Origin of the sequence: Cobetia crustatorum, from assembly GCF_000591415.1 — a bacterium.
In the GTDB taxonomy this organism is placed as follows: domain Bacteria; phylum Pseudomonadota; class Gammaproteobacteria; order Pseudomonadales; family Halomonadaceae; genus Cobetia; species Cobetia crustatorum.
In genome coordinates, this window is sequence record NZ_JEMF01000048.1 from 1 (window position 1) to 23,823 (window position 23,823).

At 57.5% G+C, this 23,823-nt stretch carries 20 protein-coding genes and 2 pseudogenes; 12 read left to right on the forward strand and 10 right to left on the reverse strand.

Features of this window, described 5'->3' with window-relative positions:
- Positions 1–392: pseudogene (locus tag BF12_RS22410) on the forward strand (DUF4172 domain-containing protein); the annotation flags it as partial.
- A gap of 392 nt (positions 393–784) precedes the next feature.
- Here the strand turns inward: BF12_RS22410 and BF12_RS0110930 are convergent.
- The 7 genes from BF12_RS0110930 to BF12_RS0110960 form a co-directional block, all read right to left on the reverse strand.
- The gene (locus BF12_RS0110930) at positions 785–1,192 is read right to left on the reverse strand and encodes an RcnB family protein (RefSeq protein ID WP_024952314.1); all 408 of its coding nucleotides are present in this window, start codon (positions 1,190–1,192) and stop codon (positions 785–787) included.
- A gap of 507 nt (positions 1,193–1,699) precedes the next feature.
- The gene (locus tag BF12_RS0110935) at positions 1,700–2,179 is read right to left on the reverse strand and encodes an RcnB family protein (RefSeq protein ID WP_024952315.1); all 480 of its coding nucleotides are present in this window, start codon (positions 2,177–2,179) and stop codon (positions 1,700–1,702) included.
- Positions 2,180–2,414: 235 nt separating this feature from the next.
- Positions 2,415–2,795 (reverse strand): VOC family protein, encoded by a 381-nt coding sequence (locus BF12_RS0110940; protein ID WP_024952316.1) that lies wholly within the window; start codon positions 2,793–2,795, stop codon positions 2,415–2,417.
- A 95-nt stretch (positions 2,796–2,890) separates the two neighbouring features.
- Entirely contained in the window at positions 2,891–3,904 is a 1,014-nt protein-coding gene (locus BF12_RS0110945; RefSeq protein WP_024952317.1) for a zinc-binding alcohol dehydrogenase family protein, read from the reverse strand.
- A gap of 372 nt (positions 3,905–4,276) precedes the next feature.
- Positions 4,277–5,473, reverse strand: a complete 1,197-nt coding sequence (locus BF12_RS19705) for an L-dopachrome tautomerase-related protein (RefSeq protein WP_035159940.1) — start codon at positions 5,471–5,473, stop codon at positions 4,277–4,279.
- A gap of 138 nt (positions 5,474–5,611) precedes the next feature.
- Entirely contained in the window at positions 5,612–6,340 is a 729-nt protein-coding gene (locus tag BF12_RS19710) for a glycine betaine ABC transporter substrate-binding protein (protein WP_035159942.1), read from the reverse strand.
- A gap of 83 nt (positions 6,341–6,423) precedes the next feature.
- Positions 6,424–6,714: a putative quinol monooxygenase gene (locus BF12_RS0110960; RefSeq protein WP_024952318.1), complete on the reverse strand. Its 291-nt coding sequence runs from the start codon at positions 6,712–6,714 to the stop codon at positions 6,424–6,426.
- A gap of 122 nt (positions 6,715–6,836) precedes the next feature.
- Between BF12_RS0110960 and BF12_RS0110965 the strand changes: the two genes are divergently transcribed.
- Entirely contained in the window at positions 6,837–7,721 is an 885-nt protein-coding gene (locus tag BF12_RS0110965; RefSeq protein WP_024952319.1) for a LysR family transcriptional regulator, read from the forward strand.
- Between the two features lie 151 nt (positions 7,722–7,872).
- Here BF12_RS0110965 and BF12_RS0110970 read toward each other — a convergent pair whose 3' ends face one another.
- Complete coding sequence (locus tag BF12_RS0110970; protein ID WP_024952320.1) at positions 7,873–8,211, reverse strand: hypothetical protein; 339 nt, start codon at positions 8,209–8,211, stop codon at positions 7,873–7,875.
- A 407-nt stretch (positions 8,212–8,618) separates the two neighbouring features.
- Between BF12_RS0110970 and purU the strand changes: the two genes are divergently transcribed.
- Together purU and folD are read left to right on the forward strand one after the other, a co-directional pair.
- Entirely contained in the window at positions 8,619–9,497 is an 879-nt protein-coding gene (purU, locus tag BF12_RS0110975) for a formyltetrahydrofolate deformylase (protein WP_024952321.1), read from the forward strand.
- 37 nt (positions 9,498–9,534) lie between these two features.
- Positions 9,535–10,482 carry a bifunctional methylenetetrahydrofolate dehydrogenase/methenyltetrahydrofolate cyclohydrolase FolD gene (folD, locus tag BF12_RS19715; RefSeq protein WP_051510930.1) on the forward strand — a complete coding sequence of 316 codons (948 nt, stop codon included), beginning with the start codon at positions 9,535–9,537 and terminating at the stop codon, positions 10,480–10,482.
- An 87-nt stretch (positions 10,483–10,569) separates the two neighbouring features.
- Here the strand turns inward: folD and BF12_RS0110985 are convergent, their stop codons facing one another.
- A complete protein-coding gene (locus BF12_RS0110985; protein ID WP_024952322.1) occupies positions 10,570–11,532 on the reverse strand; it encodes a LysR family transcriptional regulator in 963 nt (320 codons plus the stop codon).
- A 211-nt stretch (positions 11,533–11,743) separates the two neighbouring features.
- On the opposite strand from BF12_RS0110985, the gene aptA reads away from it, so the two are divergent.
- From aptA to BF12_RS0111025, 8 genes and pseudogenes are all read left to right on the forward strand, one after another.
- Positions 11,744–13,093, forward strand: a complete 1,350-nt coding sequence (gene aptA / locus BF12_RS0110990) for an omega-aminotransferase AptA (protein ID WP_024952323.1) — start codon at positions 11,744–11,746, stop codon at positions 13,091–13,093.
- A gap of 71 nt (positions 13,094–13,164) precedes the next feature.
- Positions 13,165–14,655 carry a CoA-acylating methylmalonate-semialdehyde dehydrogenase gene (locus tag BF12_RS0110995; RefSeq protein ID WP_024952324.1) on the forward strand — a complete coding sequence of 497 codons (1,491 nt, stop codon included), beginning with the start codon at positions 13,165–13,167 and terminating at the stop codon, positions 14,653–14,655.
- A gap of 243 nt (positions 14,656–14,898) precedes the next feature.
- Complete coding sequence (locus BF12_RS19720) at positions 14,899–15,210, forward strand: putative quinol monooxygenase (protein WP_024952325.1); 312 nt, start codon at positions 14,899–14,901, stop codon at positions 15,208–15,210.
- 714 nt (positions 15,211–15,924) lie between these two features.
- Entirely contained in the window at positions 15,925–17,205 is a 1,281-nt protein-coding gene (locus BF12_RS0111010; protein ID WP_051510932.1) for a TolC family protein, read from the forward strand.
- Positions 17,206–17,384: 179 nt separating this feature from the next.
- On the forward strand, positions 17,385–18,254 hold the full coding sequence (locus BF12_RS22415; RefSeq protein WP_211242439.1) for a heavy metal-binding domain-containing protein: 870 nt from the start codon (positions 17,385–17,387) through the stop codon (positions 18,252–18,254).
- Positions 18,251–18,823: a copper-binding protein gene (locus BF12_RS22420; RefSeq protein WP_211242440.1), complete on the forward strand. Its 573-nt coding sequence runs from the start codon at positions 18,251–18,253 to the stop codon at positions 18,821–18,823. Before BF12_RS22415 ends, BF12_RS22420 begins: the two co-directional genes overlap by 4 nt.
- Positions 18,820–21,968, forward strand: a pseudogene (locus BF12_RS19730) (efflux RND transporter permease subunit). The gene BF12_RS22420 and the pseudogene BF12_RS19730 overlap by 4 nt, the downstream one beginning before the upstream one ends.
- 271 nt (positions 21,969–22,239) lie before the next feature.
- Positions 22,240–22,824, forward strand: coding sequence for an NAD(P)H-dependent oxidoreductase (locus BF12_RS0111025; RefSeq protein ID WP_024952328.1), 585 nt, complete (start codon positions 22,240–22,242; stop codon positions 22,822–22,824).
- 86 nt (positions 22,825–22,910) lie between these two features.
- Here the strand turns inward: BF12_RS0111025 and BF12_RS0111030 are convergent, their stop codons facing one another.
- Entirely contained in the window at positions 22,911–23,693 is a 783-nt protein-coding gene (locus tag BF12_RS0111030) for a response regulator transcription factor (RefSeq protein WP_246116529.1), read from the reverse strand.
- Between the last annotated feature and the right edge of the window lie 130 nt (positions 23,694–23,823).

A 23,823-nucleotide genomic window follows, 5' to 3' on the forward strand; every position in this document is an offset into this window, starting at 1 on the left:
ACTTGGTTATTGAGACCGCCGACACACAGAAAGGTGACCTTGATGTCACGGCATGGTTGCACTGGTTCCTGAGCACTCTGAAAGCGGCTTTGGAGCGCAGTCTGGGGCATTTCCTTAGGACATTGGACAAATCCCGCTATTGGAAAGAAAACCGCGACAAGGGACTTAATGAGCGTCAGATGAAGGTCCTCAATCGCTTACTGGATGCCGAGTCAGACGAATTTTCTGAGGGCCTCACGGCACGTGCCTACAAGAGTATTGCGGGGACCAGTAAACCAACGGCCACGAGGGATCTTTCGGCGCTGGTACAGCTGGGCTGCCTCGTCCCCCTCGAAGGGGGCGGACGGAATACTCGCTATGCCATCAGGCAGCCGGATCGGAAGATGCCGTAGCACTGACGCACGCTGCCTACTGAATGATGTATTGGTTCAATGATTCCGGACACCAGTGTAGGTAGTAATATCGCCACCATAAACGATGTGTCTAATGACTATCCCGTGTTCAAGCAGGAAGCTGGAAGCCAGTGTGTCCTTGAGAAGCGGTGAAAGCGCTCTGGTGGTAAAGCTCTGAATTACGCCTGACAACAGCGCGGTCAGTCAGAGAAAGTCATGTCCCACTCGGATCAGGGAGGCCAGCATGCCAACCGCAAGCTCCGTCAACGGCCCGCCCTCTCTCAACATTCCCCCTTCCTCTCTTCAACAAACACAAACGATAAGAGGGCCGCGATTGCGGCCCTCTTATCGTTTCGGATATCAACGAGCATTCTCGCCAGCGCTGATCATGCTTAGCGGTTGAGAATGATCGCCGTGATGGCCCCGCCGGCAACAGCTGCCAGCACGTAACGACCATCAATGTTCAACCAACGATGGCCCCGTGGCGGCTTCGAGAGATGACGGCCATGCCAATCGTTCACCCAGTAGCGCTCATTGGAGTAGTACTGGCGTGGGATATGGTCACCCCGCTTCCAATGATGAGAAGCCTGACGACGATGCTCCTTTGCGTGACGTCTCTCGTGCTTACGCTGTTGCTTTTCATGCTTGCGATGCTGTTTTTGATGTTTGCGGTCGTGCTGTTGATGCCCGTGCCCGTGGCCATGCCCGCGTCCATCTCGATCATGAGGGGATGCCAGCGCCAACGGCGCGATCATCAACGTGAAAATCATCATCAGAACGGTCAGTGTGCGATTACGCATAGCTGGCCTCCTCAGTGTGCCCGGATAAACTCAAGATACCAGGTGGTTAGGAAACAGTGTTGCGCAACCTTATCGACACTCACTGAACGACGCAAGTTACTGGCACGATATCGTATTATGTCGCCATTATCGTCTCTTTTGTCGCATCACAACCATGTTCAGTCGCAGATCACCTACAGAAGGCAAGCATCACCCACCTCGCGAATAATCAGGCTTTCGTGACAATTTACTTCGACCAGCCCCAAATCATCCCACCGACGTGTCGCCAGTGACGGACGCAAATATTCGCAATGTCGAATATCGTTACCCTGCACCTATCCACTCAATGACTCTTCACAACTTGATGGCCTTGAGATAAGGATGGATGCAACTCAAGGCCATCAAATGGGACAAAAATGCGGCCGGATATGCGGCCGCATGTCTAGTTCATCTTTGTATGGCGGTGGAACGGCCGAATAAACACGTAGAAAAGCCGCCTCGGGAAATGGCGGCCTCGTGGCAGAAGGTTCACTGGCCCAGCACGATCTCTTCGATGACACTCGTCTTGATATCCATCAGCACGAAGCCACTCTTTACCTGAAGCCAGCGCTTGTCTTGCCCAGGTTCCGAGAGAGAGTGCTGCTGCCAATCCTCTATCCAGTGACTCTTGTCCTCAGCAAAATCAGCTGGTACTTGCGCCCCCCGCCTCCAGAGGTGTGAACGCTTCTCTGTGCTTGGCGAGTCCTTCGCTACCACGGGCTCATTCTTCTGTTCTTCACTGAGCTGCTCCTTGAGCTGCTCCTTCTGCTGAATCTGCTTCAACTCCTGCATCTGTTGGCGCTGAACGCGTTCCGCCTTCGCCTGCCCCTCAAGAGCTTCGTGCTTCTTCTTGAGATGTTGCTCGCTACTCTTGTCGCTCTTGCCGTCCTCCGATGAGTCAGCATGCACGACGATAGGCCCCACCAATGCAAACGCCAAGGCCAGAACGGCAAATGATCTTTTCGCCATGTTGTAGCCTCCTCGACAGATTCAGTACTTTTGAGGCGCGCTGAGAGACACTCAGACAACCATGATTTAAGTCAGGAAGCATGGCCTCCAGATCTGCTTTATTACTGCCACTAGCATATCGCGCCAGCAGCGCAATTTGCGGTTGGATAACTCGGAATATGATTGTTTTTCAGCAGCCTGGCAGTCACTTGACGCCAGATATCACCTATCCGGATGAATATGAGCTGTGTTCATATCATCCCGATGTCGAAAAATCGATATGCAGATGATTGCCATCCGGATCACGCATGTGCAGCTGTATCTCGCCGATGGACGCAAGAACAATCCGTTGATAGGGAGTATTCGATGCCTCTAATTCCGACTCGAATGACTCGATATCAGTCGCGGCGAGAGAAAAATGTTCAAGCTTAAGATTAGCCTCCCCACCCACGGCCGCTTCCTCTCCAATATCGATCAGGTGTATGACCACGGCCTTCTCGGCGTAGAGCCAGGCACCACCAAAGGAGAAATCAGGCCGATCACCGGGATATAAGCCAAGTACCTCGCCATACCAACTCATCATCTCGTTCAGCTGACCAGTGCGAATATTCACATGATCGAGACGTTGTATGCCCATGCCTATCACCCTCTTCCAGACGAAAGAATGCGGCCGGTTTCCCGGCCGCATTCATGATTCATACGCCAACACTTCCACTGAATCGTGGTGAGTGACTAGAAGCCTTCAAGCACGATCTTTCCCCTGGCCTTGCCGCTCTCCAGCAAGGCATGTGCGCGCTTGAGATTTTCGGCGTTGATGGTGCCGAAGGTTTCCGTTGCCGTGGAGGTGATCTTGCCAGTGTCCAGCAGACCCGCCACCTTGGTGAGGATCTCGCCCTGACGCGCGATATCAGCGGTGGTGAACAGTGAGCGAGTGAACATCAGCTCCCAGTGGATGGACACGGCCTTGCCCTTGAACGGCACCACATCGAGGGTCTGCGGATCATCGATCATGCCGAAACGACCCTGCGGCGCGATCAACTCAGCCACTTGCGGTGCGTAGTGCTCGGAGAAATTGGTCGAGAACACGAAGGCCGGTGCACCGATACCCAACGCCTCGATCTGCGCCGGCAACGGCTGGCTGTGGTCGATGACATGATGCGCGCCCAGCGACGTGACCCACGCTTGGGTTTCTGGACGTGACGCGGTGGCAATGATGGTCAGATCCGTCAGTGCGCGCAGCAGCTGGATGGTGATGGAGCCCACGCCACCGGCCCCGCCGATGATCAGGATGGCACGTGCAGCGCCGGGTACCGGCTCGGTGACACGCAGGCGATCGAAGAGCATCTCGAAGCCGGTCAGCGTGGTCAGCGGCAGCGCAGCCGCCTCATGGACCTTAACGGACCTGGGGGCATGACCGACGATGCGCTCATCTACCAGATGGAATTCGCTGTTGGTACCGGCGCGGGTGATATCGCCGGCATACCAGACCTTGTCACCTGCGGCGAAGGAAGTGACCTTGTCACCGACGGCGACGACTTCCCCTACGGCGTCCCAGCCGATGACGGCAGCTTCGCCTGCGGTCGGCTCGCGGCTTTCGCGGATCTTGTAGTCCACCGGGTTGACCGAGACAGCGGCAACCTTGACCGGCAGGTCGTGACCGGTGGCGACCGGTGTCTCGAGTTCGATATCGACCAGGGCATCATCACGATCGATGGAACCGGCAGCGTAGTAACCAATGGCTTTCATCAGAGTCTCTCCAGAACATCATGTCAGTGGCGGCAAGGGGCAATCTCGGGTGTCAGGTATCAGATGCATCTTGCGTCTGACACCACTTCTGACTGAGCGACCCTGCCGTGAAGCGATGACACCATGCTAACTCCATGGACTGAGCGTAAAAACGACCCATATCCGCAAAGTTAATCCGGATAAAGCGGATAATGAGCAGCGAATTTGCGGGTTGCCTCCAGGGAGACACCAGCGGGTCGTCGGCTACAGAGGCAAGAGGCGACAACGCAGGACGGTCATCAGACACGTCCTGCGTTGGGGAAATACGCTGACAGGCAAGACAGGGCGAAGGACTGGCCAGACAAGCCCTTCACCTGCCGCAAGCAGAGCCTGTCAGTTGGCGGGTGTCAGCTTGAGCAGGTAGTAATGCTTGTCGCTGCCATCGACACCCTGATTGAGCGCAGGGTGAGCATTCAGCTGATTGGTGGTGAGGTAGAGGCTGCCATCGGGCGCGAAGGCGAAGCCATCCGGCCAGCGCAGACGCTCATCATCCTGGGCAATGACCGACATGCCTTCGGGAGAGGAGAAGGTCAGCGCATTGTGCTCTGCGTCACCGGCGATGATGCCGCCGCGACTGGCGTCGAAGATGAAGCCATCATTGGGACGCTTGGCGGCGTAATGCGTGATGGCGCGCGACAGTTCCGCCTCCGTGGCGGTGTCATCGGCCAGCTCAGCCGCCGGCAGACGATAGATATCACTACCATTCACGCCACCGAAATAGACGACGTCTTCTACCGGGTCGAAGGCAATGGCGTTCAATCCCAGGTACCAGGGCTTCGGCCCGCCACTTTGCTCTCCCTCGCCATCACCATCGCCCTTGGCCGCCATCAGACGCCCATTGATGACCATGTCATGCGCCACCGGCATCAACCTTTCATCGCTCTGCAGCACACGGCGCGTCTTGCCACTGGCGATATCCACCACCACGAAGGCCGGTTTCATGTGGGAGGCGGGGGCAGTGAAGGTCATGTCCGCGATATAGATCTTGCCGCGCCTTTCATCGATGACGAAATCCTGCAGGAAGGAGATCGGCAGCACGCTGTCTCCCCCAAGCGGGATCACCTTCTTGAGCGAATCACTGCGGGTATCCCAGCCCACCAGCTTGGGCGCACTGTCCTGACTGCCCATGTCAAGCATCCACACCACGCCCTGACGGTCGGAATGTACGCCGATGATTGACGCGATGCCGACCTCGCCTTCTGCCGGGCCATCGGCCCAATCCAGAGTCGGGAATGGCACACGCTTGCCGTCCTGGGTGATCTCGACCACGCGCAGCGCCGGTGCATCAAGTGGCTGCTGGGACATGATCAAGCGGCCTTCCGGCGTGAAGGTGATGTTGCCGGGGCGGGTGTCCGAGTACTCGGCAAAGGTACTGAGGGTCGCGTGGCTCCAGGCACTGGCTGCGGCGCTCTGGTGGTTGTCGGCGGAGGCTTCGGCCGCAGTGGCATCAGCCTGCACGGCAGAGGCAGAGGCAGCGCTGACGCCCAGCGAGGCGATGAAGATGGCAGTCTTGAAGCGAGAAAAACGCATGGGGACTCCTTGCCCGCCGGTTGGCGCTGTGCGCCGGGCCAGCAGGATCGATGAAGATGAGGTAGAGAGACTGGACGATGACGTGGTCATCGCCCGGGGGTTGTAGAGATTCAGGCGTGACGAATCAGATGAGACGAATCAGGCACGGCGGTGCAGTTCATCTTCCAGTTCACTGAGACGCGGATTGCCGATGTAGAGCTGGGAGAGATCCTTGAGCGCCGCGGCGCCAATACGCAGACGTGCGTCCTTGCGCGCCACCAGGGTGGCGTCATCTCGGGTACCCAGAAGCCCCTTGGGCTCCTTGAGGGCGCGAATCCGGTAGCGATGATGCAGGAACTGCGGATGCCACAGCGGCACCACGACCCAACGCCCCTCAGCGACGGCGGCTTCGTAGCGATCAAAGCACTCCGCTTCGCTACCGGTGCGGAAGACATACCCGGCTGCGCCCAGGCCGTACTGCCTGATCATCTCGGCCGAGAAGCGGCTGATGCCGGCACCGGGATTGATGCCCTGGATCAAGGGTTCCATCTTGCTCAGCGCCGGTTCCCGCAGCAGGTCCGTGACGCTTGCCACGGCACTTTCCGGCACATGATCCGTCACCCCCCAGATGCAATAGGGTTCATACAGGACGGTGATCTTGTCGACATCGTGCAGCATAGGTGCCAGATAGGCCTCATGGCTCGACGGCAGCCAGGCAGAGGCCAGAATGTCGATCTCCCCTCGCCCCAGCATCGCGAAGGCCGCTTCGTGCGGCGCACTGGTGAAGGTGACGTCATGACCGTGACTTTCGAGAATACGGGCCACTTCCCAGGCACTGGCTTCGTGAAAGGACAGCGCGATATGGCCGATGCGGATAGGGTCTGTCATGGCAGCCTCGAGTGGGTGGACGTTGCAGGGGGAGAAAGCGAGCAAGCCAGGCGTTGCCGCCATGAAAAGCCAGGACCCACACCTCAGGCGAAAGCCGTCATCTCTTGCAAGGTGAACTCAGTGACCGCGCCTTCTGTCGCTGCCACGTACTCTTCCAGATGCGGTGCCTGCATGTGCTGCTGCCACAGCTCACGCGAGACCCAGTTCTCGTGAAAGGTGAAATGTGCCGGGTTCTCGTTGTTCTGATGCAGGGTGTAAGTGAGGCAGCCTTCTTCAGCGCGGGTGATCGGCACCAGCTTGAGAAGCGCCGCCTTGACCTTCTCGATCTGGTCCGGCTTGGCGTGGATATTGGCGATGATGGTCAACTGGGACATGGAAGGAACTCCGTGATGTGTCAGGAAGGCTTGAGTTGCTCAAGCGATGTGATCATCCTAGTCACAAGCCTTGTCCGTATAAACATCCCCTTTTCGCAAAGATAATTCGGAAAAACCGCACAATGCTACTGGACAACATCGCGCTGTTTCTGACCATCGTCGAGAAAGGCAGCCTGACCGCCGCGGGGCGCGAGACGGGACTGTCGCCGACGACGGTATCGGAGCGTCTGGCTTCACTGGAGGCGCACTACGGGGTGGTGCTGCTCAACCGCACCACACGTGCCATCAGCCTGACCGAAGAGGGCCGCACGCTGATCGAAGAAGCCCGTGGTCTGCTCGACAGTGTCTCGGAGCTTGAGACCCGCATCCGCCTGGGCGCCCAGACACTCACCGGTCGAATTCGCATCAGCGCGCCGAGCGATCTGGGTCGCAACGCCCTGTCACGCGCCGTCACCGAATTTCAGCGTCAGCACCCCACCATCGAGATAGAGCTGCTGCTGTCGGACAGTTACGTCGATATCGTCAGTCAGGGGATCGATCTTGCCCTGCGTTTCGGCACCATCATGGACAGTAGCTTGCGGGTTCGCAGTCTTGGTCAGTTTCGGCGCGTGCTGTGCGCATCACCTGAGTATCTGACACGCCATGCCATGCCTGTAGAGCCCACGGACCTCAAGCAGCACAATTGTCTGGTGATGCGCTTTGGCAGAAGTCTCGACAATGAATGGCACTTGGGAGCTGACAAGAAAAGACACGTGGTCACGGTAGCTGGCAATCGCGTCGCCAACGATGGTGAGCTGGTACGTCAGTGGTGCCTCGAAGGCTTGGGTATTGCCCTGAAATCGGAGCTGGACGTACAGGATGATCTTGCTGAGGGCCGTCTGATAGAACTGCTACCTGACTACCCCACAGCCTCGGCACCTCTGCAATTGCTCTTCCCACCGTCGCGTACTCAGCCGCGACGCGTTCAGGCATTTTCCCAACACCTCATCCAATTCCTGCTCGGTTGATGTTTCCGCAAGTGGGGCTTCGCCGCAGACCTGTCACTCTCCCCAGACTACCCACAAACGCAAATCCCCCCACAAGCCACTAGCTTGCGGGGGGATTGATCAATCACTCGTCGCTCTCATACTCCTTCAAGACAAGCGCGTCACCCAGTGATCAATGCTCGTTCTTCAGCACATCTGCATAGCTCTTCTTCTGATACTGAGACTTGGTATCGCTCACCTTGGACTTGGCACTGCTCTTCTGATCACTGATCTTGGACTTGGCGCTGTCCTTGTGAGCGTTGCCCTGAGATTTGGCATTGCTCTTCTGATCGCTGACCTGGGACTTGGCATTACTCTTCTGATCTCTGATCTGAGATTTGGCACTGTCCTTGGTTTGCGAGTACTGAGCCTTGGCACTGGCTTTCTGCTCATCACCGAACTGTGACGCCAATGCCACTGAAGAACCTGCCATCGCCATGACCATCAGTGTTGCCAATGTAATATTGCGCATCATGTCTTCCTTGTCTCAACCTGCTGAAAGCTGCTTGCGCTGTTGAGAGATATCTCTCAAGGCACACCGTGAGAAGACACTAACCGCTTGATATTCCTACTCGCAAGCCTACCGCGATGACATGACGAATTCTTGCACCCTGAACTTTCGTTGTATGATTTTACCGACACTAGACGTGCGTCCTGCACTCTCAAATCTCAATTTGAGACTCAACAACGGGCATGCCGACGAACTCCCTTGACCCCTTGCGAGAAAAACACTCTCATTCATATCAACAGCAGACGAATACTCAAGCGTCGGCCGAAGATCATCTTTCATTGGCGCCACTTAACGATATCCATTATCAATCCAGTCACTTCTCTCTACGAGAATAAAAACACGTTTCGGCCTACCCAGGAGCTCCAGAAATGCCCCACGCGACCTGCACTTCAGAGAATCACTACATCCTCACCATCAGTTGTCCTGCTACATCAGGCATCGTGGCCGCCATCACGACCTTCCTCAGCTCGCATGAGTGCTATATCAGCGAACTGGCCCAATACGATGATGAGGACATGGGGCAATTCTTTCTACGAGCCCGCTTCCGCTTCAATGAAGGGGTAAAAGGCGACGTGGAGCACATGCGCCAGGCATTCGAGGATATCGCCTCACCGTTTGGGATGGAGTGGCAGATGCATGGTGCACGCCAGAAGATGCCGGTGTTGATCATGGTATCCAAGTTTGATCACTGCCTGGATGACTTGCTCTATCACTACCGCAAGGGTGAGCTGAACATGCAGATCACGGCGGTCGTTTCCAATCACCTTGATCTGCGTCCGATGGTCGAGCGTGAAGGCATTCGCTTTGTCTATCTGCCCATCACCAAGGACACCAAGGCGCGTCAGGAAGCGGCACTGATGGACATCGTCGAGGAAACCGGCACCGAATTGGTGGTGCTGGCGCGCTATATGCAGATACTCTCAAATGAGCTTTGTCACAAGCTCTCCGGGCGCGCCATCAATATCCATCACTCCTTCCTGCCCGGATTCAAGGGAGCCAAGCCTTATCATCAGGCCCATGCACGCGGCGTGAAGCTGATCGGGGCAACCGCGCACTATGTCACCGCCGACCTGGATGAAGGGCCTATCATCGACCAGGCAGTTCAGCGGGTAGAGCACAACTTCGCACCCGATGATTTGGTAGCAGTCGGACGCAATACTGAAACCGAGGCACTCACCAATGCGGTGCGCTATCACATCGAGCGCCGCGTCTTCCTCGCCAATGACCGTACCGTCATCTTCAAGTAAGTCGATGAAAGACAATCCATACAAGGGAAGCGCTCTCATGAATACGCCGACGGCCCCAGCAGCCACATTTCAAGAAACGGCTCATCAGCAAACGGCGCGTTTGATCGATGGCAAAGCTGCCTCGATCCGCCTGCTCACGGAAGTCACGGCTGGAGTTGCAACCTTGGCCGCACAGGGTGTGACGCCGGGCCTTGCGGTAGTGTTGGTAGGTGATGACCCCGCCAGTGGCGTGTATGTACGCAACAAGCTCAAACGTACCGTCGAGTGTGGCATGCAGTCTTTCGAGCATCGTCTTCCAGTACAGACCACTGAAGCCGAGCTGCTGACATTGGTCGCTATGCTGAACGCCTCTGCCGAGGTTCACGGCATTCTGGTGCAACTGCCCCTGCCCGCCCATATCGAGGAAGCGGCAGTACTGGAGGCGATCGACCCCGCCAAGGATGTCGATGGATTTCACCGCATGAACGTCGGCGCGCTGGTACAAGGCGCGGATGCCTTGGCACCCTGTACGCCCACCGGCTGCATGCGTCTGTTGCGTGACACCTTCACTGAGCAAGGCGGTGACCTCTCGGGCCTGCACGCCGTGGTCATCGGGCGCTCCAATATCGTCGGCAAGCCAATGGCCATCCTGTTATTGGCGGCCAACTGCACCGTGACCCAGCTGCACTCGCGTAGCCAGAACTCCGCTGACCTGTGCCGTCAGGCCGACATCGTGGTTGCGGCCGTTGGCCGTCCGAACATGATCAATGCCGAGTGGATCAAGCCCGGCGCCGTGGTCATCGATGTCGGCATCAACCGTATCGAGCAGCCCGCCGAGGACAGCCCGACCGGAAAAGCTCGCACGCGTCTGGTTGGCGACGTGGACTTCGATACCGTGGTCTCGGTCGCTGGAGCCATCACCCCCGTACCCGGTGGCGTGGGCCCAATGACCATCGCCTGCCTACTCGCCAATACTTTGACTGCCGCCCGCCGTCAGTCAGCCTGATCAACAAAAGAAAACGGGCCTATTGGCTGCGTTCCTCTGACCTGGTTCATGCCACTGGCATGATTGGCGCTGATGATCTGCTTCACGCTAATGAGCGCAATGTGCCTGCCGCAGAGCATCCAGCTCCTTCAAATAGCGTTCCAGCACCAGATTGGGCGCGCGACTCTTGCGCGTGATGGCGCTGTAATAGGTGACATAGGAATAGGCCACGGGGCTGATGGCCTGCATCTTGCCATCACGGACCCAGCGCTCGGCATAGTGCGTGGGCAGGTAGCCCAGATAGCTGCCGGAAAGAATCAGGAAGGCGATGCCCTCACGATCAGTGGCAGACGCGGCGGCCTTGAGCGGCTCATGCAGGGCCTTGATGACGGGCGTCTGCGCATAGGCCGGCAGTACCGCGTCGTGCTGGCGTATGGCCTCTTCGCCCACGGGACGCCCCCGCGCCAGCGTCTCTCCCTGCGCGGGTTCTCGAAACAGGGCATGGCCGCGTGCACAGTAAAGGCAGGAGGTCTCCTCGTAGAGCGGCCGATACTCAAGCCCCGGCAAGGTCTTGAGCGTGGGGATCACGCCGGTATGCAGACGGCCATCCAGCACGGCACGCTCGATCTCGTTGGGGGGAATCATGCGAATGTTGATCATCACTTCCGGCCCATGGCGTTTCAGGGCGCTCAGGGCATGTGTGATGTGCATTTCGGGCATGGTGACGAGATTGTCGGTGATGCCGATGTTCAACTCACCCTTGAGCCAGGCATGCAGCCCGTTGACTCGCGTACGAAACCCTTCAGTGGCCGCTAGCAGCTGTGTCGCGGCTTCATAGACCTCACGGCCTTCATTGCTCAATGAAAAGCCACTTCGCCCTCGCTGGCAAAGCTTGAGACTCAAGCGTGTTTCCAGATCACTCATCGCCATGCTGATCGCCGCACGGCTGATATTGAGCTCCACTTCGGCGGCCGAAAAGCCACCGCACTCCACCACCTTGCGGAAGATTCTCAGCAAGCGTAGATCCGCGTCACCGAGTTGTCCGCTCATGGCCTCGCTTCGCCTGGACATCAAACCTCCCGATAAAACATCTTGTCTTGTTGTGGACCTTGCAATCCGCACAAGGCTATCGACGTCATGCAAGATGCATGCATAAAGTTAAGTAAATGCTTTCCTGAACATCAGTACAACTAGATTTAACTTATCCTTTCGGCATCCTAGTCTGAGGTCATCAACGCAACAGCTTCAAAACAACAACACTCATTATTTCGTGGGAGACGTGATGACAGCCTTCGACACCTCGGCAGCCGCCCAAGCAGGACTTAGCGCAGAACAGCTTGATGCCTATTGGATGCCTTACACGGCCAATCGGCAGTTCAAAAAGGATCCGCGCATCATCACCAAGGCCAAGGGTGCCTATTTCACGGACTCGCATGGTCGTCAGATCTTCGACGGACTGTCGGGCCTTTGGACCTGCGGTGCTGGCCACTGTCGTCCTGAAATTGCCGAGGCGGTCTCTCAGCAATTGCACCAGCTCGATTACGCGCCCTCCTTCCAGTACGGGCACCCCAAAGCCTTTGAGCTAGCGCATCGCTTGAAAGAACTGACGCCAGAAGGATTGGATCATGTCTTCTTCACCGGCTCCGGCTCTGAAAGTGCCGATACGTCGCTCAAGATCGCCCGCGCTTACTGGCGCAAGAAAGGCAAGGCAACCAAGACCAAGCTGATCGGCCGTAGCAAGGGCTACCATGGCGTCAACTTCGGCGGCTTCAGCGTTGGCGGTATCGGTGCCAATCGCACGCTCTATGGCCAAGGCGTCGATGCTGATCACCTTCCGCACACACTGCTCAAGGAAAACGTCTTTACCCGCGGCATGCCTCAGACCGGTGCCGAACGCGCCGATGAGCTGTTAGAGCTGATCGCATTGCACGATGCATCCAACATTGCCGCCGTCATCGTCGAACCCATGGCCGGGTCCGCGGGCGTGTTGCCGCCACCGGTAGGCTATCTCAAGCGTCTGCGCGAGCTGTGTGATCAACATGAAATTCTGCTGATCTTCGATGAGGTCATCACTGGATTCGGCCGGATGGGCTCCATGACCGGCGCGGAAGAATTCGGTGTGACGCCGGATATCATGAACGTCGCCAAGCAGATCACCAATGGTGCAGTGCCAATGGGCGCGGTCATCGTCAAGAGCGATATCTATCAGACCTTCATGGATACCGGTGGCCCTGACTACATGATGGAACTGCCCCACGGTTACACCTATTCCGGCCATCCTGTCGCGTGCGCCGCAGCGCTAGCCTCGCTCGATATTCTCGAGAATGACCAGCTCATCTCGCGCGTGCGTGACTTGAGCCCGGTGTTCGAGCAGAAGCTGCACGAACTCAAGGGCACACGCTATATCAGCGACATACGCAATTACGGTCTGGCAGGCGCTCTACAGGTCGAAGCCTATCCCGGCGAACCGGCACGCCGACCTTATGAGATTGCGATGCACTGCTGGAAAGCCGGTTTCTATGTACGTTACGGCGGCGATACCATCCAACTGGGGCTGCCTTTCATTACGGAACACGATGAGCTCGATCGATTGATCAATGCACTCGGCGATGCCTTTGCAGCACAGGACTGAGCCATCTTTCTCACTCGTTCATCGATTCCGAACACTCATCGCCACTGCCTATTTACTTATTGGAGTTAACAATGAAAACGCTCGGTCACCTCATCAACGGCAATATCGATCACAGCGAAGGTCGCACCCAGGATATCTTCAACCCTTCTACCGGTGAGGTCGGCGGTCAGGTTCGCCTGGCCAGCAAGTCAACCGTTGAAGAAGCCATCGCTGCCGCCGAAGCCGCCTTCCCGGCCTGGCGCAATACTCCGCCCATCAAGCGCGCGCGCGTGATGTTCCGCTTCAAGCAGCTGCTGGAAGAACACGCCGATGAGATCGCCCGTCTGATCGGGCAGGAGCACGGCAAGATCTGTCACGATGCGTTGGGCGAGCTGCAGCGAGGCATCGAGAATGTCGAATATGCCTGTGGCGCGCCGGAACTGCTCAAGGGCGAGCACAGCCGCAATACGGGGCCGGGCATCGACTCCTGGAGCGAATTCCAGCCGCTGGGCGTCGTTGCCGGTATCACCCCCTTCAACTTCCCCGCCATGGTGCCGCTGTGGATGTATCCGATGGCCATCGCCTGCGGCAATACCTTCATCCTCAAGCCGTCCGAGCGTGATCCGACCTCAACGCTATTCATTGCCGAACTGCTGATGGAAGCGGGCCTGCCGCCCGGGGTCATGAATGTCGTCAATGGTGACAAGGAAGCCGTCGACACCCTGCTGGATGACCCGCGCATCCAGGCGGTCAGTTTCGTGGGCTCCACGCCGATCGCCGAGTACATCTATGGGCGTGCCGCGGCCAATGGCAAGCGCTGCCAGGCCCTCGGCGGGGCCAAGAACCACGCTATCGTCATGCCGGATGCTGACATGGAATACGTCGCCAACTCACTGAACGGTGCCGCCTTCGGTTCCTCCGGTGAGCGCTGCATGGCGCTGTCTGTCGCCGTCGCTGTCGGTGACGACGCCGCCGACAAACTGATCGCCCAGATGAAGCAGCAGATGGAAGGCCTCAAGGTTGGCGCCTACAGCAACAAGGACAACGACTTCGGCCCGCTGATCACCGGCGCGCATCGCGACAAGGTGGTCGGTTACATCGACAGTGCCGAGCAGCAAGGTGCGAAGGTCGTCGTCGATGGGCGCAATCCGCAGGTCGCCGGCGGCGAGAACGGCTTCTTCGTCGGTGGCACCCTGATCGATGGTGTAACCTCGGATATGACCTGCTATCAGGAAGAGATCTTCGGTCCGGTGCTCCTGGTGATGCGTGCCGAGTCGATGGATGCGGCCATGAAGCTGATCAATGATCACGAATATGGCAACGGCACCTGTATCTATACCCGTGATGGCGAAGCCGCCCGCTATTTCAGTGATCATATCCAGGTCGGCATGGTCGGCATCAATGTGCCGCTGCCGGTACCGGTCGCCTATCACAGCTTCGGTGGCTGGAAGCGCTCGCTGTTCGGCGATCTGTCCGCCTACGGTCCAGATGCCGTTCGCTTCTACACCCGTCGCAAGACCATCACTCAGCGCTGGCCATCGGCGGGTCTGCGTGAAGGTGCTCAGTTCGCCTTCCCTGCCTGATTCGCCAGCCCTCATCAAGCAAGTCGTTGTAACAACCAACGCCGGATAGCCTCGCTATCCGGCGTTTCCATGGCGCGAGGAAATCACTTTACGCAAAAACCTATAGATAAGCCCCGCAGAGCGCGCGCTTCAGATAAGCCCTTGGCCCTTGCAGTCCTCGAAAAAGACACCACATCACAATGACAAGCACGCAACGAAGTCACGTAATCTCAAACAGCGTCCGTCACCGCTAAAGGAGTCGACATGATCTGGGTAGTCGCCACTGTTACCGCCAAGCAAGGCCACGGTAAAGATGTCTTCAATGAACTTTGCGCCGTCGCGCCCACAGTGCGGGAGGAAGACGGCTGCCATGCCTATCATCCCTGCCTGGATTCCGAGCGTGTCGCCAGCAAGGACAACGAAGCGCGGCCTGACACCATCACCGTGGTGGAAGCCTGGGAGTCCCACGATGCTCTGCAAGCTCACCGCGAGACCGAGCATATGCAGCGCTTTCGTGACAATGCCGGTGAATGGATCACCGATGGTGATATTCGGATCTTGAGCCCCGCGGGATAATCACAATGAGATCTCTCGGTAAATGCTGCCTGCTGCGTATACCGAGAGATCTTTATGCGATAGGCCTCCGCAAACCCTTGTAACACGTTGCTTAACAAGTACAACGTGAAGGATTGTGTGCGTTCAAGGAAACCCATACACTTATTTCACCATGATCCAACGCACCCAATCCTTGATCATCTATTGCCTGATCGCTCTGTTCGGGCTGATGCTTCCCTTAAGTGGGATGGCAGATGCTTCATCGTCTGCGAATATTGAGAGTGTCGTCAGAGGGGAAGCGCCTGCCTCTTCGATCAAGATGGGGGATGATGCGTCACTTGATGCCTCAGCCAGCTCCGACATGCCAGCGCCATCAGCCTCCCAGGCGATGTCGGCCAGCGACGCCCTGTGCTTCATGGCCATGAAGTGTTGCCAGACCTCGACATCCGGTCACGCAGCGATCTGTGGTGCCTCCATGGATTGTCACGCCTGTGGCATTACCAGTGCCGTTGCAATCAAACCGGCCTCCCTGGCCGTGTTGCGAACCTCAGTGACAGCTCGTCACGAGTTCATTCTGTCACGTAGCCCTTCCAATGTGTGGCGCCCTCCCCGCGCCTGATTCACGTGTCGTGATATGAGTGCTGTCCGTTGCTGACCCTGGGTCCATGCAACGTGCGGTGTCTTTGGCTTGCGCGTTGAATGACGCCAGGCATATGCACTGGAATCCAACCTCTCATGAAATATTCACGCTTTGGCGTGGCCCCCCTGTCAGCCGTCTTCATGACGACTGTCACGGCAGCCCTCGCCCTGAGCCTCTCCAGTACGGCAAGTGCTTTGACGCTGGATGATGCCCTGCTACTGGCTGAGCGTAACGCGCCAGTCCTCGCTGCTCGGCGAGCAGGTCATGAAGCAGCACGTCAGACGGCGCTTCCTGCCGGTGAACTCCCCGACCCAGAGCTGAAACTGGGACTGCAGAATGTGCCAATCAGCGGTGATGAACGTGGCTCATTGAATTCTGAGCGCATGACCAGTCAAACGGTCGGTTACAAACAGCAAGTCACGAGTCGTGACAAACGCGCAGCACGCGAAGCGCTTGCTGACGCTGATATTCAAAAGGCCGCTATCGAGCAACAGATCGCGCTGATCAAGGTACGTCGTGATACCGCTGTTGCCTGGATCTCGGCACGGGCCACGGAGCAGAAACTTGCGCTGTTTCCCGCGCTATATGACGAGAACACCCTCCTTGCCAGTGCCATACGCGCACGCCTTTCCTCCGGCCAGGGGGGGCCTGCTGACGATATTACCCCGCGAATTGAAGCCGCCCTGCTGGACGAGCAACGTGATGTGCTGATTGAAACAGGACAGGAGCAGCGCGCGCGCCTGCGTCGCTACATTGGCGCTCATGCTGACGAGGCATTGCAAGGCTCCCTACCTGATTGGTCTATCCCGACCCCGACTCTGCAACAACACCTCGAGCATCATCCTGAGCTCACGATCTATAGATCACAGTTGGCGCAAACCGAGGCGCGCATCGATACGGCACTAGCGGCCAAGACTCCCGACTGGAGTTGGGAGCTTGACTATCACCGGCGTGGACGAGAGTTTGGCGACATGATGAGCGTGCAGTTCAGCATGGACCTGCCGCTTTTCAGTGGCGATCGCCAAGACCCGCTTATCGCCGCCGCGCGAGCTCGGCATACCGAGCTCGAGGCTGAGCGTGAGGTTGCCCTGCGTCACCATATCCGTGAACTCGAAGAAGATACCGCACGCTATCAGCGTCTCGTGCAGTCGGTGACCCGCCATCAGGACATCTTGCTCCCCCTCGCAGAAGAAAAGGTGACATTGCAGATGGCGGCCTATCGTGCAGGCAACGGCACCCTTGAGGGAGTCATCGCGGCACGCCGTGACCGGCTAGACGCTCATCTCGCCTTGATAGAGTCACGCGTACAGCGGGCTCTTGTCAGCGCTCGTCTGTATTTTACCTTCGTCAAACTATCGCGGGAGGTGGCCTCATGATGTCGCCCAAGCAACATGATTCCTCTTCACACCCAAAGCGAAAAAGTCTTTCGGGCAAGACATGCCTACTCGTGGGTATGACGCTCGCCATAGGTATCGCCGGCGGATATTGGCTTGCGAGCCATACGCTGGCCTCCCCCAGTGCCATGACAGACAGCAAAGAAATGGAGCAAGCCGGAATGGCCTCCGACATGTCCAGCGAGACGGCGCCTGACATGCCACAGGAATCAGAGGAGAAAGCCGCTCTCTATTGGTACGACCCGATGTTTCCTCAACAGCATTTCCCTGAGCCGGGAAAATCCCCCTTCATGGACATGCAGCTGGTACCTCGCTATGCCGGAGGCGGCGGCGATTCGGCTGCCATCAGCATTGATGGCAGCATCACTCAAAATCTCGGCACACGGATAGCCTCCGTCACGCGCGGTCCTCTGACACAGCCGTTGGACGTGACCGGCCAGGTGGGGTTCAACGAGCGTAATGTGTCCATCATTCAAGCCCGCCGCGAGGGATTCGTTGAACGTGTCTATGCTCGTGCACCGTCAGATATCGTGGCGCAAGATGCACCGCTGGCCGATCTTCTGATTCCGGAGTGGATCCGTGCCCAGGAAGAGTATCTCGCGCTACGAGGCATGAAGGTGCCGGCACTTATGGAGGCGGCTCGCCAGCGCATGCGTCTTGTCGGCATGCCGCCAGCACTGATTGCCAAGGTAGTGCACCAGGCAAGCGTTCAGACGGTATGGACAGTCACGGTGCCGATGGCGGGGATGCTGAGCACCCTCGATGTGCGCGAAGGCATGACGCTTGCCACCGGGCAGACACTTGCCACGATCAATGGCTTGCAGACGGTATGGCTTGAAGCCGCAGTACCCGAGTCTGATGCTCACGGCCTGGTAGCAGGCCAGGCAGTCGATGCCGCTCTGACGGCTCTCCCCGGTCAACCGATCACAGGACGTATCGACGCCATCCTGCCAGAGCTTTCCAGGGACAGTCGTAGTCTGCGTGTGCGTATTGAGCTTGATAATCCCTCCGGCGCCTTGCGCCTGGCATGAGTGCTCGGGTACGTCTACAGGGAAAAGCTCGTCAGGCCGTACTATCAGTGCCCACCGAGGCCGTCATCAAGACCGGCAAGCGTAGTCTGGTGATGCTGGCGCTCGAGAAAGGTCGCTATCAACCACAGGAAGTGTTGATCGGCATGGAAAGTGGCGAGCGTACCGAGATCGTGGCCGGTCTACAGGAGGGTCAGAAGGTCATCACCTCCGGACAATTCCTGCTGGATTCTGAAGCCAGTCTGCTGGGTATCGACATCACTACGCTCAACGACGTCGCCACTACACCAGCTGACAGTAAGCACGAGGCGCGCGGAGAGATTCGCGATATCAATGCTGAGGGTGTCCAGATCGCGCATGGCCCCTTGCACACACTTGGCATGCCAGGCATGACCATGCGCTTCCCGCTCTCCACTGAGTTACAAAACGCCACTGGTGACACTCGAGCACTCATGCAGGCTCTCAAGATCGGTAGTCACGTCAACTTCGCGGTTCATCAGACGGAGGATGGACTCGAGATTACCCAGATTGCCCCCGTTAGCATGAATGACACCCAGGAGGTGGCACCATGATCACGGCTGTCATTCGTTGGTCAATGGCGAACCGCTTTTTAGTGGTATTGGCCACACTCTTTGCCGTGGGCTGGGGCATGTGGTCGGTCAAGAATACGCCGATCGATGCGCTACCCGACCTTTCCGATGTGCAGGTCATCATCCGGACACCCTATGCAGGACAGGCGCCGCAGATCGTCGAGAATCAGGTCACCTACCCTCTCACGACCACGATGCTCTCCGTTCCTGGCGCCAAGACGGTGCGTGGCTACTCCTTCTTCGGTGATAGCTACGTCTATGTCCTGTTCGAGGATGAGACGGATCTCTACTGGGCACGCTCGCGGGTGCTGGAATACTTGAGCCAGATGCAGGGACAGCTTCCAGCAGGCGTGAGTCCGTCGCTGGGCCCTGATGCCACGGGCGTTGGCTGGATCTATCAGTACGCACTCGTCGATCGCAGCGGTCAGCATGATCTGGCCCAACTACGCTCGTTGCAGGACTGGTTTCTCAAGTTCGAGCTCAAGACGCTGGCCAATGTCGCGGAAGTGGCAAGCCTCGGTGGCATGGTTCAGCAGTATCAAGTGCAACTCGATCCGATACGCATGATCAATCGTGGCATTACCCAGCGTCAGGTGACGGATGCCATCACCCGTGCCAATCAGGAAGCGGGCGGCGCGTTATTGACGCTCGCTGAACGTGAATTCATGGTGCGCGCCTCGGGGTACTTGAAGACCCTGAATGACTTCAAGTCGATACCGATAACGCTTGCTGCGGATGGCGTTCCGATATTGCTGGGCGAGGTTGCCGATATTCGGCGCGGCCCCGAGATGCGACGAGGTATTGCGGAGCTTGATGGCGAAGGTGAGGTGGTCGGCGGAGTCATCGTCTTGCGCAGTGGCAAGAATGCACGCGCCACCATCACCGCCGTTAAGGACAAGCTGGAAACGCTCAAAGCCAGCCTACCAGAAGGTGTCGAGATCGTGACAACCTACGATCGCAGCAAGCTGATTGATCGCGCGGTGAACAATCTAGGCATCAAATTGCTGGAAGAGTTTCTAGTCGTCGCACTGATCTGTGCCCTCTTTCTATGGCACCTACGTTCATCGATGGTCGCCATCATCTCACTGCCGGTGGGCGTACTGGTGTCGTTCATCGTGATGCATCAGCAAGGAATCAACGCCAACATCATGTCATTGGGCGGCATCGCGATTGCCATTGGCGCGATGGTCGATGCTGCGTGGTGATGATCGAGAACGCGCACAAGAAGATCGAGGAATGGCACCGGGAACATCCCGGCGAGGTACTCAAGGGCGTGGCACATCGCGAGGTGATCACGGCAGCAGCCACCGAGGTTGGGCCAGCACTATTCTTCAGCCTGCTGATCATCACGCTGTCCTTCATCCCCATCTTCACGCTACAGGCGCAGGAGGGACGACTTTTTGGCCCACTGGCGTTCACCAAGACATACGCCATGGCCACGGCCGCCGGACTCTCCATCACACTGGTGCCGGTACTGATGGGATATTGGATTCGCGGGAAGATTCCTGATGAAGCACGCAATCCGCTCAATCGCGGATTGATCCGACTGTATCGGCCCGCGCTCGATTCCGTCCTGCGCTGGCCAAAGATGACGCTCCTCATCGCTGTCCTGCTCTTTGCCAGCATGGCGTGGCCGCTGTCCAAACTGGGCGGTGAATTCCTGCCGCCTTTGGATGAGGGAGACCTGCTGTACATGCCTTCGGCATTGCCCGGTCTATCGGTACAGAAAGCCAGTGAACTGCTGCAACAGACCAATCGTCTGATCAAGACCGTGCCGGAAGTGGCTCATGTATTTGGCAAAGCGGGCCGTGCGGATACCGCGACCGACCCTGCGCCGCTGGCGATGTTCGAGACCACTATCCAGTTCACGCCTCGTGATCAATGGCGCGAAGGCATGACGCCCGACAAGCTACGCGATGAGCTGGACCGCGTAGTACAGGTGCCCGGACTGACCAACATCTGGATTCCGCCTATCCGCAACCGCATCGACATGCTAGCCACCGGCGTCAAGAGCCCCATCGGCATCAAGGTGGTGGGAGATGATCTGGCCGTCATCGACAGGGTCGCCCAGGACATCGAGAAAGTGGCCAAGACAGTACCTGGCGTCAGCTCCTCGCTGGCTGAGCGAATGACAGGTGGACGCTATATCGATATCGACATCGATCGTGCTCGCGCCGCACAGTTCGGGCTCAATATCGCGGATGTGCAGTCCATCGTGGCCAGCGCCATCGGTGGGGAGAACATCGGTGAAACCGTCGAAGGACTGGCACGCTATCCGATAAGCGTGCGCTACCCGCGCGAGTGGCGTGACTCGCTCACGCGCCTTGAGCAGCTGCCGATCCTGACGCCACAAGGCCGCCAGATCACTCTGGGATCCGTCGCGAAGATAGGCGTCAGTGAAGGGCCTCCTATGTTGAAAAGCGAGAATGCACGCCTCTCCAGTTGGGTGTTCATCGATGTGCGTGATCGTGATCTCTCGTCAGTGGTTCATGATCTGCAGTCCACCATCCGCGAGCAGATCACGCTATCTGCTGGCGTCAGCGTCGGATATTCCGGGCAATTCGAGTATATGGAGCGCGCGAATGCCCGTCTGATACTGGTGGTCCCCACGACGCTGCTGATCATCTTCGTGCTCCTGTATCTGTGCTTCTCTCGCTTCACGGAAGCGGCACTGATCATGATCACCCTGCCCTTCGCGCTGACCGGCGGAGTGTGGTGCCTGTACCTGCTGGGCTACAACCTGTCGGTCGCCACCGGAGTCGGATTCGTGGCACTGGCCGGTGTCGCCGCCGAATTCGGGGTCATCATGTTGCTCTATCTCAAGAATGCCTGGGCAGAGCATCAGGCCCGTGGCGAGGATGACCACACAGGATTGCTGGCCGCCATTCAGGAAGGTGCCGTTCAGCGAGTCCGTCCCAAGGCCATGACAGTCGCCGTGATCATCGCCGGACTGCTGCCCATCCTGCTCGACAGTGGCACCGGCAGTGAAGTCATGAGCCGCATTGCCGCGCCCATGGTCGGCGGAATGATCAGTGCCCCCTTGTTGTCACTATTCGTGCTGCCAGCCGCCTATCACCTCATCGAGCAGCGCAAGTTGAGGAAGGCGCGACAGCTGGCCACCTCGTAAGGAGCCACAAGCCTTCGCTAGCCCTCGCATCACGCTTGAAACCCAGCTACAGGGTTCACTGCAGGTACAGAATTTACTGCAGGCACAGAAGGCAGATAACACCAACAGGCCCAGTCATCATGACTGGGCCTGTTGCATTTTAATCCTCAATCTCACGGAATTGTTGCACCCACAGCAAAGGTGTTTTACACCCGTTCCGCTTTATCCTTTCGTCGATAGCCTACATGCTGCGCTCCATTGATAGATAACCCCTGCTTTCGGAGCACGCGACATGAACATCCTGCTGATCAACGGCGGTAAAGCCTACGCCCATTCCAATGGCGAGCTGAACGCGACGCTGCATGAACTGGCGCGCGGTGAGTTGGCGGAGCTGGGACACACCGTCAAGGAAACCGTCATCGAACAAGGCTTCGAGGCCAAGGAGGAAGTCGAGAAGCAACTGTGGGCTGATCTCATCATCTATCAAACGCCTGGCTGGTGGATGGGGCTGCCGTGGACGGTGAAGAAATATCTCGATGACATCCTGACTGAGGGGCATGGCTCGCTATATGCCAGCGATGGCCGCCACCGTACCGCACCGACCCAGGGCTACGGCACTGGCGGCTTGATGCAGGGCCGCCAATACATGCTGTCACTGACCTGGAACGCGCCGATTGAAGCCTTTGATGAAACAGACAACTTCTTCGAGGGCAAAGGCATCGATGGCGTCTACTTCCCGGTGCACAAGGCGATGGAGTTCCTCGGCTTGACGGCCCTGCCGACTTACCTGGCCAACGACGTGATCAAGAATCCGGATCTTGCCGCCTATACCCAGACATATCGTGATCATCTACGTGAGCATGTGGGTCACGCATAAGCTGAGCATTCCTGAGTGACCCTCGTGACATCACACGAAAAGGCTGCCAATCGGCAGCCTTTTGCGTGGTCCAACGTCTGCTCTGACTATTGCTCTTGAAATGACTGACCTAATGCACCGTTCTGGCGTGATACCAAAGAGACATGATCCAGAAACAGACGAAACATCTGTGCCTGACTGGAAACAGCCAGACGCTGGTAGATATGTTTGCGATGGACCTTCACGGTTCCATCGCTGATCGATAATTCACTCGCAGCAGATTTGGTCGAGTGACCCGCCAGCAGTAGCTTGACGATATCCTGCTCGCGCTGAGTCAGCAGCCCATCGCCGAAGCTGTCAAAAGCCGCCTCCACGGGTTCGTGTTGCTCAAGGCGGTCCACGAAACTCGCCCCCTGCCACTTCCAGTATTCGCGAGCGAGCGGTTCGATGATGGGTTGCAGATTCTTGAGTGCCAGCAATGATTTTCGTGTCAGTGGCAACGAGATCTCATGCAATCCCAGTGAAAATACCATCACGATATTCTCGGGCAAGATCACGAAGATACCAATCTCATCCTTGAGTCCCAGCGCTCCATAATAATGCTTGTAGTACTCACTCTCTTCGAAGCAATCCGGTGCCAGTTCATTCAACCGATAGACGCCGGGCCGACACTCTTGCTGGGTTGATGTGTAGAAAGGATCCAGAATATAAGCATCGCCAATATAACGCTCGACACCTTGCTGGCGGCGCTCCGAGGGATAGTTATCGTAGATCAGGATTGGCGCACACCCTTGCTTGTAGGTGCTGACCAGTATCGTGTCAAAGTGCAGAATATCGTGGAAGACATCCTGTAATAGTCGGGGAAAATCAGCTGTGGGAGCCGATGTCATCAGCTTCGCAAGAACGCAATGCCAGCTCGATATTCCTGGAGAGCATAACAACTCTTTGTGAATCATGAGCCGACCCTAGTAACGTTTTTCCGACATCCTAGCATAGCCAATGAAAGGGGATCGGTACCAT

Coding starts and splice junctions, on each gene's coding strand:
- BF12_RS0110930 (WP_024952314.1), bottom strand. CDS start 1,192: ATGCGTAATCGCACACTGACCGTTCTGATGATGATTTTCACGTTGATG.
- BF12_RS0110935 (WP_024952315.1), bottom strand. CDS start 2,179: ATGGCGAAAAGATCATTTGCCGTTCTGGCCTTGGCGTTTGCATTGGTG.
- BF12_RS0110940 (WP_024952316.1), bottom strand. CDS start 2,795: ATGGGCATACAACGTCTCGATCATGTGAATATTCGCACTGGTCAGCTG.
- BF12_RS0110945 (WP_024952317.1), bottom strand. CDS start 3,904: ATGAAAGCCATTGGTTACTACGCTGCCGGTTCCATCGATCGTGATGAT.
- BF12_RS19705 (WP_035159940.1), bottom strand. CDS start 5,473: ATGCGTTTTTCTCGCTTCAAGACTGCCATCTTCATCGCCTCGCTGGGC.
- BF12_RS19710 (WP_035159942.1), bottom strand. CDS start 6,340: ATGACAGACCCTATCCGCATCGGCCATATCGCGCTGTCCTTTCACGAA.
- BF12_RS0110960 (WP_024952318.1), bottom strand. CDS start 6,714: ATGTCCCAGTTGACCATCATCGCCAATATCCACGCCAAGCCGGACCAG.
- BF12_RS0110965 (WP_024952319.1), top strand. CDS start 6,837: ATGCTACTGGACAACATCGCGCTGTTTCTGACCATCGTCGAGAAAGGC.
- BF12_RS0110970 (WP_024952320.1), bottom strand. CDS start 8,211: ATGCGCAATATTACATTGGCAACACTGATGGTCATGGCGATGGCAGGT.
- purU (WP_024952321.1), top strand. CDS start 8,619: ATGCCCCACGCGACCTGCACTTCAGAGAATCACTACATCCTCACCATC.
- folD (WP_051510930.1), top strand. CDS start 9,535: ATGAATACGCCGACGGCCCCAGCAGCCACATTTCAAGAAACGGCTCAT.
- BF12_RS0110985 (WP_024952322.1), bottom strand. CDS start 11,532: ATGTCCAGGCGAAGCGAGGCCATGAGCGGACAACTCGGTGACGCGGAT.
- aptA (WP_024952323.1), top strand. CDS start 11,744: ATGACAGCCTTCGACACCTCGGCAGCCGCCCAAGCAGGACTTAGCGCA.
- BF12_RS0110995 (WP_024952324.1), top strand. CDS start 13,165: ATGAAAACGCTCGGTCACCTCATCAACGGCAATATCGATCACAGCGAA.
- BF12_RS19720 (WP_024952325.1), top strand. CDS start 14,899: ATGATCTGGGTAGTCGCCACTGTTACCGCCAAGCAAGGCCACGGTAAA.
- BF12_RS0111010 (WP_051510932.1), top strand. CDS start 15,925: ATGAAATATTCACGCTTTGGCGTGGCCCCCCTGTCAGCCGTCTTCATG.
- BF12_RS22415 (WP_211242439.1), top strand. CDS start 17,385: ATGGCCTCCGACATGTCCAGCGAGACGGCGCCTGACATGCCACAGGAA.
- BF12_RS22420 (WP_211242440.1), top strand. CDS start 18,251: ATGAGTGCTCGGGTACGTCTACAGGGAAAAGCTCGTCAGGCCGTACTA.
- BF12_RS0111025 (WP_024952328.1), top strand. CDS start 22,240: ATGAACATCCTGCTGATCAACGGCGGTAAAGCCTACGCCCATTCCAAT.
- BF12_RS0111030 (WP_246116529.1), bottom strand. CDS start 23,693: ATGACATCGGCTCCCACAGCTGATTTTCCCCGACTATTACAGGATGTC.